The sequence below is a fragment of the Vibrio sp. 10N.286.48.C11 genome (genome assembly GCF_041469805.1).
Classification (GTDB): Bacteria; Pseudomonadota; Gammaproteobacteria; order Enterobacterales; family Vibrionaceae; genus Vibrio; species Vibrio crassostreae_C.
In genome coordinates this window covers 87,473-101,728 of sequence record NZ_JBFRLK010000015.1, presented here as the reverse complement: position 1 = coordinate 101,728, position 14,256 = coordinate 87,473, and the positions used below count along the sequence as shown (strand labels likewise).

General features: G+C 45.6%; 13 protein-coding genes. 7 read left to right on the top strand and 6 right to left on the bottom strand.

Annotated features, from left to right (window positions below; translation table 11 throughout):
• Positions 1–54 precede the first annotated feature (54 nt).
• The 6 genes from AB4209_RS05660 to pspA all read right to left on the bottom strand — a co-directional run bounded on the left by AB4209_RS05660 (position 55) and on the right by pspA (position 6,736).
• Positions 55–3,165, bottom strand: coding sequence for an efflux RND transporter permease subunit (locus AB4209_RS05660; RefSeq protein WP_372055102.1), 3,111 nt, complete (start codon positions 3,163–3,165; stop codon positions 55–57).
• Entirely contained in the window at positions 3,158–4,243 is a 1,086-nt protein-coding gene (locus AB4209_RS05655; protein WP_372055100.1) for an efflux RND transporter periplasmic adaptor subunit, read from the bottom strand. Before AB4209_RS05655 ends, AB4209_RS05660 begins: the two co-directional genes overlap by 8 nt.
• A 1-nt stretch (position 4,244) precedes the next feature.
• Positions 4,245–5,279, bottom strand: a complete 1,035-nt coding sequence (locus AB4209_RS05650; RefSeq protein WP_029236444.1) for an efflux RND transporter periplasmic adaptor subunit — start codon at positions 5,277–5,279, stop codon at positions 4,245–4,247.
• A gap of 158 nt (positions 5,280–5,437) precedes the next feature.
• Positions 5,438–5,824: an envelope stress response membrane protein PspC gene (gene pspC / locus AB4209_RS05645; protein WP_017065334.1), complete on the bottom strand. Its 387-nt coding sequence runs from the start codon at positions 5,822–5,824 to the stop codon at positions 5,438–5,440.
• Positions 5,817–6,050, bottom strand: coding sequence for an envelope stress response membrane protein PspB (gene pspB, locus AB4209_RS05640; protein WP_004734605.1), 234 nt, complete (start codon positions 6,048–6,050; stop codon positions 5,817–5,819). The genes pspC and pspB overlap by 8 nt, the downstream gene beginning before the upstream one ends.
• 14 nt (positions 6,051–6,064) lie before the next feature.
• A complete protein-coding gene (pspA, locus tag AB4209_RS05635; protein ID WP_010440091.1) occupies positions 6,065–6,736 on the bottom strand; it encodes a phage shock protein PspA in 672 nt (223 codons plus the stop codon).
• A 273-nt stretch (positions 6,737–7,009) separates the two neighbouring features.
• Between pspA and pspF the strand changes: the two genes are divergently transcribed.
• The 7 genes from pspF to AB4209_RS05600 all read left to right on the top strand — a co-directional run bounded on the left by pspF (position 7,010) and on the right by AB4209_RS05600 (position 14,189).
• Positions 7,010–8,032 (top strand): phage shock protein operon transcriptional activator, encoded by a 1,023-nt coding sequence (gene pspF / locus AB4209_RS05630; RefSeq protein ID WP_017060309.1) that lies wholly within the window; start codon positions 7,010–7,012, stop codon positions 8,030–8,032.
• Positions 8,033–8,134: 102 nt separating this feature from the next.
• On the top strand, positions 8,135–9,757 hold the full coding sequence (sapA, locus tag AB4209_RS05625; protein ID WP_017065332.1) for an ABC transporter substrate-binding protein SapA: 1,623 nt from the start codon (positions 8,135–8,137) through the stop codon (positions 9,755–9,757).
• A complete protein-coding gene (locus tag AB4209_RS05620) occupies positions 9,757–10,719 on the top strand; it encodes an ABC transporter permease subunit (RefSeq protein ID WP_017060307.1) in 963 nt (320 codons plus the stop codon). Before sapA ends, AB4209_RS05620 begins: the two co-directional genes overlap by 1 nt.
• Positions 10,706–11,593 carry a putrescine export ABC transporter permease SapC gene (sapC, locus tag AB4209_RS05615; protein WP_017065331.1) on the top strand — a complete coding sequence of 296 codons (888 nt, stop codon included), beginning with the start codon at positions 10,706–10,708 and terminating at the stop codon, positions 11,591–11,593. Before AB4209_RS05620 ends, sapC begins: the two co-directional genes overlap by 14 nt.
• On the top strand, positions 11,593–12,594 hold the full coding sequence (locus tag AB4209_RS05610) for an oligopeptide/dipeptide ABC transporter ATP-binding protein (protein WP_017060305.1): 1,002 nt from the start codon (positions 11,593–11,595) through the stop codon (positions 12,592–12,594). Before sapC ends, AB4209_RS05610 begins: the two co-directional genes overlap by 1 nt.
• Positions 12,591–13,373, top strand: a complete 783-nt coding sequence (locus AB4209_RS05605; RefSeq protein WP_017060304.1) for an ATP-binding cassette domain-containing protein — start codon at positions 12,591–12,593, stop codon at positions 13,371–13,373. The genes AB4209_RS05610 and AB4209_RS05605 overlap by 4 nt, the downstream gene beginning before the upstream one ends.
• A gap of 36 nt (positions 13,374–13,409) precedes the next feature.
• On the top strand, positions 13,410–14,189 hold the full coding sequence (locus AB4209_RS05600; protein WP_029235328.1) for a DUF2927 domain-containing protein: 780 nt from the start codon (positions 13,410–13,412) through the stop codon (positions 14,187–14,189).
• The last annotated feature ends 67 nt before the right edge of the window (positions 14,190–14,256 follow it).

The following is a 14,256-nucleotide window of genomic DNA, read 5'->3' as shown; positions in this document are numbered from 1 at the left end:
TTTAACTGATCGGCATTACCCAATTAGGGGCATTATTTCAAAGGTCAGTTGACGTTAAGCCACTGCAATTTTATGGAACAAACGATACAGCACAGGCACTACGATTAGCGTGAGTACAGTCGCAAAGCCTAAACCAAACATGATGGTTACTGCCATTGGTTTGAAGAAGATATCCGGTAGTAGAGGGATCATACCTAGAATGGTGGTAATCGCCGCCATACATACCGGGCGAACACGACTCAGAGCCGCATCAACAACCGCTACATACGGATCTTTACCAGATTTCATCTCAATCTCAATTTGATCAAGTAGTACGATACCGTTCTTCAGAAGCATCCCAGATAGACTCAAGAAGCCCAACAGCGCCATAAAGCCGAATGGTGTATTCAAGGCTAGCAAGCCTGTCGTCACCCCTATCAACGCCAATGGAACCGTTAACCAAACGATCAGAGGCTCTTTCACCGAGTTAAACAAGAACACAGTGATTAAGAACATGAACAAGTAACCCAGAGGCATGGTTGTGAATAGTGACGCCTGTGCATCTGCTGACGACTCATATTCCCCCCCCCATTCCAATGAGTAACCCGGAGGCATCTCAATCGCTTCAATCTGTGGTTGTAAGCGTTTCTGTAGAGTTGAGGCCGTCTCTTCACCCAATAGATCAGGATCCGCCATTACCGTTAGCATACGCTTACGGTTCTTACGGATGATCAGTGGATCTTCCCATTCTAGCTCGTAACCTAACGTTACTTGTTGAAGTGGGATGTACTCACTTAATGCTGGGCTCCAGATCTTCATGCCTTCGATGTTACGAATATCGACACGCTCGTCTTCAGGCAAACGAGCCACAATCGGCATTAACGTTGTACCATCACGATACACACCAATCGACTTACCAGAGAAAGACATTGCTAGGAAATCATCAACGTCAGATTTAGTAATACCATAACGACGCGCTTGGCTTTCATTGAACTGAGGCTCTAATACCTTAGTTCTTTCACGCCAATCGTGACGAACGTTAAATGCGCCTTCATCAGCACGCATGATGTCCATCACTTGTGCAGCGATTGAACGTAAAACCGTTGGATCAGAACCCACAATTCGCGCTTCAATTTTCGCACCGCCACCAGGACCTAATTCGATCTGTTTAAGCTTGTAGTCAATCTCTGGGAACTGACCATTTACATGTTCACGGAAGCGTTTCATTAGCCCTTCAAGTACTTCATAACTTTTCACACGAACCGTTATCTCGCCGTAAGCGCTATAACTTTTCTCTGGCGCATAAGTCAGCATGAAACGTTGCAGGCCTTTACCCGCGGTTGTCGTGATATGTTCAACTTCGTCCTGCTCAGCTAGCCAACTCTCAAGCACTTTAAGCTTGGTATTGGTCGCTCGAATATCGGTACCTTCTGGCATCCACACATCCACTTGGAACATAGGTGTGGTTGAAGACGGGAAGAAGGCTTGCTTAACGAAACCAAAACCGTACACACTCGCGCCTAAACCAATAATCAGAACAAACATGGTTAACCAAGCACGCTTCATACAGAACTCAAGGAAGTTTTTGTAGATAACAAAAACCATCCCGTTGTATGGGTCCTTACCTTCGTTATCTGGATCGACCTTCTGACCTTTAAAGAACATGTCGGCAAAGAACGGCGTGAGCGAGATGGCAGTAAACCAACTCAGCATCAAGGAGATCAGTAGCACCGTGAACAAGGTGCCACAGTATTCGCCTGTTGAGTCTTCAGATAAACCAATTGGAGCAAACGCAGTCACCGCAATAACCGTCGCACCAAGCAGCGGCCATTTGGTTTGGGTTACGATATCGGTGGCGGCCTGCATCCGGGTTCGCCCCTTCTGCGTGCCGATCAATATCCCTTCCACCACCACAATGGCATTATCCACCAGCATCCCCAAGGCTATAACCAACGCGCCCAGTGAAATACGTTGTAGGTCGATCTTGAAGTACTGCATGAAAATGAATGTACCGAATACGGTCAATAGCAGTATCAAACCAATCAATAGGCCCGATCTTAGTCCCATGAAGAACAGTAACACCACGATTACGATCGCAACCGCCTGCCCTAAACTCACCACAAATCCGCTTACCGACTTGTCTACCTCTTTAGGTTGGTTATAAACCTCGGAGATGTCGATGCCGACGGGTTGTTGATACTTTAGCTCGGCCAATCTTCGATCAAACGCTTCACCAACCGCTACTACGTTCACGCCTTGCGCAAAAGAGACACCAAGGTTAAGTGCGAGCTTGCCGTTATAGCCAATGATGTTACTTGGCACTTCAACATAACCACGAGTTACATTCGCCACATCTTTTAAATAGATGAGACCTTGAGCACCACCTTCTGTCAGAATTAAATCGCCAAGCTGCTCAACATTCTGGAACTCACCCGTTGGATGAATTCGAATGTATTCGTCGCCAATTCTTACCGCACCCGCACTTGATACAATATTTTGAGTCGATAAAAGATTAAATACCGTGCTTGGAGACAGACCCAGAGAGCTTATCCGTTTCATCGATATCTCAATGAACACTTGCTCTTGTTGTTGGCCGGAAACGGAGACTTTACTGACCCCATCAACCAACTCTAGCTCTCGCCTTAGGTAATCAATGTAATCCAGCAGCTCTTTGTAGCTATAGCCATCCCCCGTCACCGCCAGCAAAATACCGTAAACGTCACCGAAATCATCGATGACTTGAGGATCATTGACGCCGGGTGGCAGTTCAACCTTGAGATCATTCACTTTTCGGCGAAGTTCATCCCATATTTGCGGAAGATCATCTGGGCCGTAGTTGTTCTTCATCGTCACCGTTACCTGTGATAGGCCGCGGCTAGAGATAGAGTTCACTTCGTCCACATAGGTAAGTTGTTGAATCGCTTTTTCTAGTGGGTAAGTAACTTCTTCTTCAACTTGTTGAGGTGTGGCCCCTGGGTAAGAGGTCACAACCATCGCATCTTTGATGGTAAAGGCAGGATCTTCTAAACGACCCAAGCCGAAAAAGGCAGAGACACCACCAATAAGAAAGATCAGAGATAGCATCCAGCTAATGACTTTGTTACGTATAAAGTAAGAAGCAACACCTGTGATCTGATCATCACCCTGTTGATCGTCATTTTGGGGCTTGTTATTTACTTCACTCATTGTTCGTCTCCTGAGACAATACTTCCACTGTCATCCCATCTCGCAATCGCGATACGCCTGCAACAACGACATGCTGCCCCATTTCTAATCCTTTCATGATCTGCAATGTTTTCTGATTGGCTTTTCCTATTACGACTTGCTGTTTTGAGACGGTACTGTCGTCATTAAGTACCCATACATAAGAGTTCTGGCGCGTTAAATCATCGCCATCCGCATTAAACACAGCTTCGATTGGGATAAGTACCCCAGCTTTTAACTCCAAGCCGATATCTCGCCCATTTGACGTCACCTCAACGGCCATACCATCCAGAATCAAATCATCTTCCGGCATAGGTAGAGCAAGCGTCACCGTGAACGTGCCCGTGCTTGGGTCAGGTTCAGTGGTAAACTCCTTAATAGCCGCCGTGTATTCATTGCCACTGGGTACTCTTACCACAGCCTCAACATTCGATAACAGCTGTTCGCTAGGCTGATTCACGTAAATCTGGTCAGGCAGTTGGATAACAACCTCAACATCCTCGACACTGTGAATGTTCACGACCTGCTGGCCTACCTGAATATTTTCATATTGATCGACACTGACACGAGAAATGATCCCATCAACAGGAGCACGAAGCTTAATGAACGACAAGCGCAGTTTTGCGAGTTCCAGCTCGGCATAAGCGATCTGGCGTTGAGCAGCAATTTCATCAAACTGTGACTTCGCCAATAAGCCTTTCTTCACTAGCGGACTTGAACGTCGGTATTGACTATTGATTACCGTGTAACGAGCTTGAGCATTGTCCACATCCAATTGATAATCGGTAGGGTCAAGCTCGGCAATGATGTCCCCTTTGGCAACTCGTTCACCTTCCTTCACATCTAGCTTGAAGATTTCACCCGCAACTCGGAAACTGAGGTGAGCCTTCTCAGCAGCGTTTGCTACCGCAGGGAAATAGAGTTTGTCGCTAAAATCGATGACTGAAATCTCGATAGCTTTAACCAAGGGCGTGTTATTCACTTCTACAGCTTGCTTATCTTCACAAGCCGTCAGTAAGGCTAAACACGACAGGCCAGCAGCCACTTTAAGTGTTTTCATGTTATAGCCCCCTTTCCTTGATCCACTCTCGAACTTTAATGCCCGACTCAAGACCATTGACGCCAGAAGTCACAATGCGATCGCCATCGTTCAATCCAGAGACGATATGGCGTTTTTCATCGATGACAATGGCAACATTTTCAACAATGCCGTCGCTATTCACACGCCATACAGAGACATCATCCCCATCGGTCATCATTGCTGACGTTGGTATTTTGGTGGCCGCCGCTAACGATGAAACGAGATTTACCGAGCCAGACATACCGGGCAAAATACCCACATCGGTTGGTCTTTCCATTACCATGGTGACTTTGTACGAACCTGTTTTCGGGTCAGCTTCGGTATCCACTTCTTGGAAGGTTAAAACGTAAGAGTTTTCAGGAAACGCATCAAAAACCATGGTTGCATCCATCTCGAACCCTGATGAAAAGCGCGTAATAAGTTGGTCGGGTAATAAGAAGACGACTTTAAGAATTTGATTGGTTTGAATATTCATCACGCCTTGTTTAGCCGCAATGTATTCATGGTTTTCAGCAGGAATGATGGAAATGGTTCCGTCATACGGCGCAACCAAAGTGGTGTAGCGAAGATTCGCGTTAGCTTGATTAAGCACCGCGCGAGCTGAATTGTGGTTCGCTTTCGCTTGGTCGAAATCTTGCTCTGATACCACACGATCTTTACGAAGTTTGATCGCACGTTGATATTGAACATCGGCTAGCTGAAAATTCGCTTTTGCTTGCTTCTCGAGTAGTTGATATTCATCGGGATTTAACTTAGCAAGCTCGTCGCCTTTAGACACGTGCTGCCCAGCGGTCACATCGATGCTCTGCAATAACCCAGGAACACGGAATGCGAGTACCGCTCTGTCACCAGCTTCTGTGGTAGCAGGGAAATTACGCTCAAAGGCATTATTACCGACGGAGACAGTGAAGAGTTTGGCGGGTCTGGACTCAGGTTCAGGCACGGGAGGAAGCTCCTTACCACACCCAGACAACCCAGCTAAGGCAGTCAATAGGACAAGGGAGGCTCTATACATTGGTGATCATCCATATCTATAAATATTTTTATAACATAGATTAATCACATGTAACTTACCAGTCAGCGTAAGATTTATTTAGAGAAAATTATTAAAAAAAATAACGGCTTGGAATAAATTTTCCTAAACCGTTATCTAATCCTTTTTAGGTTTTACCACTACATGTTCTTAAATTCACGATTCACTTTAAACGTATCTGAGGTGACATAAGCTTCCATGTTGCGGACACTGGTCTCTAACTTCTGGAAATCACCCTCTAAAGTGTTCAATAGCGACTCTGCAGTTTGCCCTTTTTCCCAAGGCTTTTGCTTCAGCGTATGCTCTTGTTTCGCCTTCATTTGGTCGACATACTGAGGTGGTTGTTTTTCAAGCATAAATGTCAAAGCTAAATACGCTAATAACACCAGAAAACTACCACCAAGCAGTGCTGCTGAGATAACTAAGATGCGAACCAACCACACTTCAAGGCCAAAATAGTTCGCTAACCCTGCACACACACCAGACAATTTGCCGTTAATCGTGTCGCGATACAGTTCTCTACTCATAGTTTCGTCTCCAGTTAGGCGACTCCGCATCCAGTATTTTTTCTAGCGTTTTCACTCGGTCTTGCATGGATTCGGCTTGCGCAGAAAGCTTATGCAGACGTTGAAGATCCGTTTCAGAAAGACCATTGCTGGATTTCTTCTTGCTGCGGTAATGTAAGAATAACCATAGCGGTGCCACGAAGATTAAAAAGACAATCAGTGGACCTGCAATTAGAAATGTTGACATAGACAACTCCTAGATTATTTATCACGGTTTTCAACTTGTTGCTTCAGTTTCGCTAGCTCTTTTTCGATTTCATCTTGAGCTTGTAGCTCGGCAAACTCTTGGTCTAAAGATTTTGCGTTGCCAGTCTTAGCGTAAACGTCCGCTTCAGCTTCTAATTCATCCACTTTACGCGAGAATTGCTCAAACTTCGCCATTGCTTCGTTGGTTTTGCTTGAGTGCAGGTGTTTTTGAACATCACGACGGTTGCTTGCCGCATTGTTACGAATCATTAATGCTTGTTGCTTTGCACGAGTTTCTGCGATCTTTGTTTCAAGTTTACCAATTTCACTCGTCAATTTTTCGATGGTTTCATGAACCAAGGTTTGTTCGGTGTGAAGGCTCTTGATGATGTCTTCCAGTTTTTGCTTTTCGATTAGCGCCGCTCTCGCCAAATCTTCGCGTTGTTTGGTCAGGGCAAGTGTCGCTTTATTTTGCCAATCTAGAATCTGTGTTTCGATAGCTTCTACTTTACGCGCTAGCTCTTTCTTGTCAGCAATTGCTTTTGCTGAGTTGGTACGAACTTCAACTAAGGTGTCTTCCATTTCTTGGATAATAAGACGAATCATCTTTTCTGGATCTTCAGCCTTATCTAATAGTGCACTGATGTTTGAATTTACAATGTCTGCAAAGCGAGAAAAAATACCCATGAGGAACTCCTTAATTACAATGATGGCAAATGCGTTTCAAATCGTTGTGCGACTTTATCAATCCACTTGCTCAAAAATTTACGTTTGTTGTTAAACCTACCATAAATAATCCAAGTAGCGTGCCAACTTTTAAGCCATTTATTATCAGTTACTTACAATAAAATGGTGATTAACTCGAACCATGCTATGATGAATTTAGCCAAGTATTGGTATTTTTCACCACTATGGCTCTTACATGACCTCTCCAGCGATTAATTCATACAAGGACCCGCTATGCAGCAGAACCTCATTGGTGAATCACCTAGCTTTCTCTCTGTGTTAGATAAAGTTTCCCAACTCGCACCAATAGAAAGACCCATTCTGATCATTGGCGAACGTGGCACAGGTAAAGAGTTGATCGCACAAAGACTGCATTACCTTTCAAGACGTTGGGATCAACCTTTGATCTCATTGAACTGCTCAACCTTAAGTGAAGGTTTGATTGATTCAGAACTGTTTGGTCATGAATCGGGATCCTTTACGGGTTCGAAAGGGCGTCATCAAGGTCGTTTTGAAAGAGCAGAAGGCGGAACGCTGTTTCTGGATGAGCTGGCGACCACTCCCCTTGCGGTTCAAGAGAAACTACTGCGCGTTATTGAATACGGGCAATATGAACGTGTCGGTGGGCAAAAGGCGCTAAGTGCCAATGTCAGACTGGTGTGTGCAACCAATGCCGACTTACCAGACATGGCATTAAAGGGCGAATTCCGAGCAGACCTATTAGATAGACTGGCGTTTGACGTCATTACTATCCCTCCTTTGCGTGAGCGAAAAGAAGACATCATGCTACTGGCAGAATATTACGCCATTAAGATGTGTCGTGAATTGGAATTGGAGTTGTTTGTTGGCTTTGCCCCCTCTGCCGTTGAATCGCTTTTGGATTATTCTTGGCCAGGGAATGTACGAGAACTCAAAAACGTCATAGAGCGAGCTATCTATCAGCACGGAAAAGATCCATATCCTATTGAATATTTGGTGTTTAACCCATTTAAACCCGCATGGAAAACAGAGCAAGATTCCTCTCCGGAAACTGGCAATGAGCCGTCTAACAGCCATACTTCATCAGAGAGCTTGTTTTCTTTGCCGCTTGATTACAAAGCATGGCAAGAACAACAAGACATCAAGCTACTCAACCAAGCCCTCAAACAGAGCAAATATAACCAGAAACAAGCCGCAGAATTACTTGGGTTAACCTACAACCAATTACGTGGAATGGTGAGGAAGTACGCGATTGTCGGACAAGCTAACGATAAATAGCTGTCCACGCTTGATTATTATTTGGAGCCGAATAAATAAAATGTTAAATTGTCCGGATCTTGAGGCTCCTCTAACGCCTCGTTTCGAAAAGTATTTCTTTTTATGAAAGCACTAATAAGACTATCACTGAGCATCTGTACGCTGAGCTTTCTCGCTGGATGTGGTGAGAGTGTGAATCACGAGCAAATCCGTGAAAAAGGCTTCATTTATTGCGGCCAAGGTAATCCTAGTACCTTCAACCCACAGCTGGTTGATAGTGGCATTACCGCAGAATCGCTGAGTCCTCAAATTTTCGATACACTGCTCACTCTTGATCCTATGACGTACCGACCAAAACAGAACTTGGCGACAAGTTGGTCTGTTGATAAATCAGGTACAGAGTACACGTTCAAACTGCGCCCAAATGTTGCGTTCCAAACGACAGACTGGTTCACCCCTACTCGTAGCATGAATGCACAAGATGTGGTGTTTAGCTTTGAACGTGTCATTGATAGTTCAAACCCATTTCATTATGTGGGTGGCGGCCTATACCCATGGTTTGCCGGAATCGACTTCAAAAACCTGATTGTCGATATCACCGCAGTTGATGACCTAACGGTGAAATTCCAATTAAGTCGCCCAGACAATTCGTTTCTCAACAATATCGCCACCAGCTATGCAGTCATTCACTCTAAGGAGTATGCCAATCAGCTCATTGCAGCGGATGAGAAAAATCGAATCGATTCCAATCCAGTCGGCACTGGCCCTTTCTACTTAGATGAATACCAAATCAACGACCTAGTGCGCTTGAAAAAGAACAAGCACTACTGGAAAGGTGAAGTACAAATGGACCAAGTTGTGTTCGATACTTCGCAACGTGGAACAGGCACACTTGCCAAGCTTCTGCGTAGTGAGTGTGACGTGCTCAACTCACCAATTTCTAGCCAAATCCCTATTATTCAGGCTCATGAAGAGTTGAAGATTTCTGCTACTCCGGCGGTTAATGTCTCTTTCATCGCGCTGAATACTGAGCACCCTGCACTGCGTGACTCTCGAGTTCGTAAAGCGCTCAACTTAGCCATCAATCGTCAGAACATTCTTGATTCTGTGTATTACGGTACAGGAACCAAAGCCTACACCTTGCTTCCTCCGACTTCTTGGGCTCACCAAAAAGACAGCGTTCAAGTTCGCTACGACCGAAACTATGCGGTTGCGCTTCTCAAAGAAGCTGGCGTTGAACCTGGGTTAGAGCTTTCAATGTGGGTACCACTAGAGCCACGCGCATACAATCCAAGTCCAAGAAAAACGGCAGAACTTATCCAAGCAAACTTAGCCGATATTGGTATTGAATTGAAACTCTATACCGACGACCGATTTGACCGCACACAGTTGTCCTCTATTTCCTCAACAGACTTGTTGCTTACAGGCTGGATAGGCAATACCGGTGACCCGGACAACTTCTTACGTCCGCTGCTCTCATGCAGCTCTGAGCGTGCAGGGTTAAACGTCTCGATGTGGTGTAATTCAGACTTTGATTTCCTTCTCGACTTAGCATTAGAGATCAATCAACAAAGGCACCGTGTGAACTTGTACCGACAAGCCCAAAACATTCTCAATGAAGAAGTTCCTGTGATTCCTTTAGCTCATGGCGTGCAATTTCGCGTGCACGATCGTTCGCTAACAGGCTTTAAAGCAAGTCCTTTCAATGCCCAACCTTTTGATCAAGTCAGAAGAGAGGTGCAGTAATGTTTTGGTATACATTAAGACGTGTAAACTTATTCGTTATTACGCTAGGAATTCTGACCTTGGTAGGTTTTTCCCTGCTTCGATTAGACCAAACCTCACCTTGGGCAATTCAAGATTTTTGGCCCGGTTGGATTAGCTATATCACTGAATTATCGACGCTAAACTTTGGCCTAAGCAAACACGGTGTGCCTATCATCGATGAGTTGGTCCTGGTGTTCCCTGCAACGCTAGAGCTGTGCTTCTTTGCCTTTGTGTTGGCACTCATCATCGGTATCCCTTTCGGCACCATTGCTGGTATGAGACAAGGTAAATTTGTTGATACCACCATATCGTTCACCTCAATGGCCGGTTACTCTGCGCCTATATTTTGGGTCGCGTTGCTGATGATCATGGTGTTTTCACTGCACTTTGAAATGTTCCCAGTTGGTGGCCGATACGACCTACTTTACGAGATTGAACACGTGACTGGATTCGCGATGATTGACGCCTTTTTTGCCGAGGGTCGCTACCGTGCGCACGCACTACAAAGTGTTATCGAGCACATGGCGTTGCCTTGTCTTGTTTTAGCACTGGCGCCAACGACTCAGGTCATCCGATTGATGAGAGCGTCAGTGGCTGAAGTAATGACGCAAAACTACATCCGCGCTGCGCGAATTAAAGGTCTTTCAACTAGAGAGATCATCACGCAGCACGTGCTAAGAAACGCGATACCTCCGATTATTCCTAAGGTCGGTGTTCAGCTATCGAGTATGTTAACGCTTGCTATTGTTACCGAGTCTATCTTTAACTGGCCGGGCATTGGCCGCTGGTTATTGGATGCCTTATCGAATCAAGATTACGTTTCAATTCAAGCTGGTGTAATTGTGGTGGCTACCTTAGTTTTGACCGCTAATATTCTGTCCGATCTACTGGGCGCGATGATCAATCCACTGGTAAGGAAGGAATGGTATGCTAACAAATAACGTCTACCAAGAAGAACAGATTCCAACCCAGTTCGAACGTTTCTGGCGCAGCTTCCGCAGCAATAATCTAGCTATGTTTGGCTTGTGGTGTTTGGTGCTTATCATTCTGGTCACCGTCACTTCACCGTGGCTAGCCCCGCATGATGCACAAGAACAAACCGGTCACCTATTAACGCCGCCCTCTTGGGATCCTGCGGGAACGGTAGAATACTTTTTGGGTACGGATGACTTAGGCAGAGATATTCTCTCTCGCCTAATAATTGGCTCTCAGTTAACCTTCGGCGCCGCGGTGGTGATTACCTTTATCGCAGCCGTCATTGGTTGTCTGATTGGCGTACTTGCTGGTATGACGCGCGGTTTACTATCAAGCACGCTAAACCACCTGCTTGATACTGTTATGTCGATTCCATCTCTTCTGCTGGCGATTATCTTCGTGGCATTCCTTGGCTTTGGGGAGTTTAATATCTTGCTCGCCTTGTGCTTGGCACTGATCCCGCGCTTTATACGCTCGGTGTACATTGCCGTGCATGCTGAAGTAGAAAAAGACTATATTCTGGCTTCTCGCCTTGATGGTGCGAACGATTTTTACCTGCTATGGAACTCAATCCTTCCGAACATCCTTACCGTGATCGCTCTTGAAGTTACGCTGGCACTGTCAGTCGCAATTCTTGATATCACGGCTTTAGGTTTCCTAGGGCTTGGCGCTCAAGCACCGAGTACCGAATGGGGCTCCATCTTGGGTGATTCGGTCGAGTTGATTTACCTTGCGCCATGGACAGTTACCCTACCCGGCTTAGCTATTATGTTTACAGTTATCGTGATTAACCTCGTCGGTGAAGGTGTTCGCCAAGCGCTAAATGCAGGAATCGAATAATGCCGTTACTTGATATTCGACATCTAACCATCGAGATTGAGACCCCTCAAGGGATGGTTAAAGCCGTAGATCGAATGAGTATTACCCTCAATGAAGGGGAAATTCGTGGCTTAGTAGGTGAATCAGGCTCAGGTAAGAGTTTGGTTGCAAAAGCGATCGTCGGAGTATGTAAAGAAAACTGGAAGGTTTCTGCAGACCGAATGCGCTTAGGTAATATCGACCTACTGCAACTGACGCCGAAAGAAAGACGCCGAGTGATCGCCCGCGATATCGCAATGATCTTCCAAGAGCCATCAACGTGTCTTGACCCTTCTGAAAAAGTAGGTAACCAGCTCGTTGAAGCGATCCCTTCCCATTCGTTTGAAGGTCGTTGGTGGCAACGATTTAAGTGGCGTAAGAAGCAAGCGATCGCATTACTACACAAAGTCGGCATCAAAGACCACTCTCGCCTAATGGACAGTTACTCTTATGAGCTGACAGATGGTGAGTGTCAAAAAGTCATGATCGCAATGGCGATCGCTGCCAAGCCAAAAGTCTTGATTGCTGACGAGCCAACCAACGATTTAGACCCAATTACACAGTCTCAAATATTGCGTCTTTTGAGTCGTATGAACCAGATCAATAACACCACCATCGTGTTGATCGGCCATGACTTAACCACCATTACCCAATGGGCGACTCGCATTACCGTGATGTACTGTGGTCAATCGGTAGAATCCGCTGATACACCGAAGCTGTTGGATGCACCAAAGCACCCGTACACCGTTGCTTTGTTAAAAGCGATGCCAGACTTTAACGACTGGATTCCCCACAAGGAGAAGCTCCAGTCTTTGCCGGGGTCAATTCCACCGCTGCAACATCTTCCTATTGGTTGTCGATTAGGGCCTCGCTGCCCATACGCACAAAGGCAGTGTGTCGAGATCCCACATACGAAACGTATCAAGAACCATAAGTTCAACTGTCACTTCCCTCTGAATATGGAGAAGAAAAAGAAATCATGAGTGCATTATTAGAAGTCAGTGATTTGTCTAAAGACTTTACGACTCGCTCTGGTCTTTTCCGTAAAAAGATTCATCAGGCGGTGAAGCCAGTTAGCTTTTCTCTTGAAGCAGGCCAGACAATTGGTTTTATCGGCCAGAATGGTTCTGGCAAATCAACATTAGCCAGAATGCTCGCAGGCATGGTGGAGCCAACCGCAGGCGAGATCCGCGTGAATGGCGAAAAGCTAGAGCACAAAGACTACTCGACTCGTTGTAAGCTGATTCGAATGATCTTCCAAGATCCGAATACGTCACTTAACCCGCGCATTCAGATCGGTCGAATTCTTGAAGGTCCATTAAAGCGAAACACCAACATGCCTCCAGAAGCTCGTATGCGTCGTGTGAAAGACACACTACTGCGCGTAGGCCTTCTACCGGAACATGCGTATTTCTACCCTCAGATGCTTGCTGCAGGCCAGAAACAAAGGGTTTGTTTGGCTCGTGCCTTAATACTTCAGCCATCCATCATTGTTGCTGATGAAGCTTTAAATGGTTTGGACATGGCAATGCGCTCGCAAATCATCAATCTGTTCTTAGAGTTACAAGAAGAGATGGGCGTATCGTTCGTTTATGTATCTCAACACCTCGGTATTGTTAAGCACATTACCGACAAGATTATTGTCATGCATGAAGGCAATGTGGTTGAGAGTGGGGAAACAGATCAAGTGCTAACCAATCCAACTCACCAAATCACCCAAAGATTGGTTGAGAGCCATTTCTCCAAAGCGCCGAACCACTAACCTGGAATCACGCTACATTTAGCAGAGGGGAAAAGTATGTATCGAACAGCTTCAATGCTTCCCCTCTTGTTGGTGCTGTTGTCCTTTAACGCGACAAGCACACCGCTCACATGGCTAGATAGAAGCTTCGTCGAAACTGCCTTTTATAACGTCGCGCTTCAACACGAATACTCCCAAGGCAACAAACCGCTCGCCAAGTGGAAACAACCGATCAAGATTTGGATCGATCATCGAGTGGGCGATGAGGAACTGCATCAAGAGATCACAGAGCTTCATATCAAACACTTATCTGAAGTCACCCAACATCCAATAACAATCGTCAGTAAAGAGTCCGAAGCGAACGTTAAATGGATATACACAAGGCAGAGCCAGTGGGTATCTGAGGCGAAATCGGTGCTCAAGCTCAAATCAACTCAACATTTAAATAGCGCCATCTGCACGGCGGGCTATAGAACCAATTCTAAAGGCGAGATTGTATACGCTGGGATTGTAATCCCGGTTGATCAGGCAAGATCGCGAGGTAAGCTGGTCGCCTGTATCGTGGAAGAGATCACACAAGTTCTAGGCCTGCCGAATGATTCAGATAAAGCCTACCCTTCTATTTTCAACGACCACACGCCAGAAGACTTATTATCGCCGTTAGACGTAGTGCTACTGCAATTGCTGTATGAACCAGAATTGAAAGCTGGAATGACAAAATCTGAAGTAAAACCTATCGTTCGAAAGATACTCAAGAGATACAGCAAAACAGGTGTGCTTCAGCAAGCTTCTAAAGCCGCACAGCAAGCGCCTTTGTATCAGTTGATTGGGTATTGACGAATATACGTTGGAAGTAACTTAGATGGGATAATTGAATGATAGCGCTGCCTAAGAAAGGCAACGC

Coding starts and splice junctions, on each gene's coding strand:
- AB4209_RS05660 (WP_372055102.1), bottom strand. CDS start 3,165: ATGAGTGAAGTAAATAACAAGCCCCAAAATGACGATCAACAGGGTGAT.
- AB4209_RS05655 (WP_372055100.1), bottom strand. CDS start 4,243: ATGAAAACACTTAAAGTGGCTGCTGGCCTGTCGTGTTTAGCCTTACTG.
- AB4209_RS05650 (WP_029236444.1), bottom strand. CDS start 5,279: ATGTATAGAGCCTCCCTTGTCCTATTGACTGCCTTAGCTGGGTTGTCT.
- pspC (WP_017065334.1), bottom strand. CDS start 5,824: ATGAGTAGAGAACTGTATCGCGACACGATTAACGGCAAATTGTCTGGT.
- pspB (WP_004734605.1), bottom strand. CDS start 6,050: ATGTCAACATTTCTAATTGCAGGTCCACTGATTGTCTTTTTAATCTTC.
- pspA (WP_010440091.1), bottom strand. CDS start 6,736: ATGGGTATTTTTTCTCGCTTTGCAGACATTGTAAATTCAAACATCAGT.
- pspF (WP_017060309.1), top strand. CDS start 7,010: ATGCAGCAGAACCTCATTGGTGAATCACCTAGCTTTCTCTCTGTGTTA.
- sapA (WP_017065332.1), top strand. CDS start 8,135: ATGAAAGCACTAATAAGACTATCACTGAGCATCTGTACGCTGAGCTTT.
- AB4209_RS05620 (WP_017060307.1), top strand. CDS start 9,757: ATGTTTTGGTATACATTAAGACGTGTAAACTTATTCGTTATTACGCTA.
- sapC (WP_017065331.1), top strand. CDS start 10,706: ATGCTAACAAATAACGTCTACCAAGAAGAACAGATTCCAACCCAGTTC.
- AB4209_RS05610 (WP_017060305.1), top strand. CDS start 11,593: ATGCCGTTACTTGATATTCGACATCTAACCATCGAGATTGAGACCCCT.
- AB4209_RS05605 (WP_017060304.1), top strand. CDS start 12,591: ATGAGTGCATTATTAGAAGTCAGTGATTTGTCTAAAGACTTTACGACT.
- AB4209_RS05600 (WP_029235328.1), top strand. CDS start 13,410: ATGTATCGAACAGCTTCAATGCTTCCCCTCTTGTTGGTGCTGTTGTCC.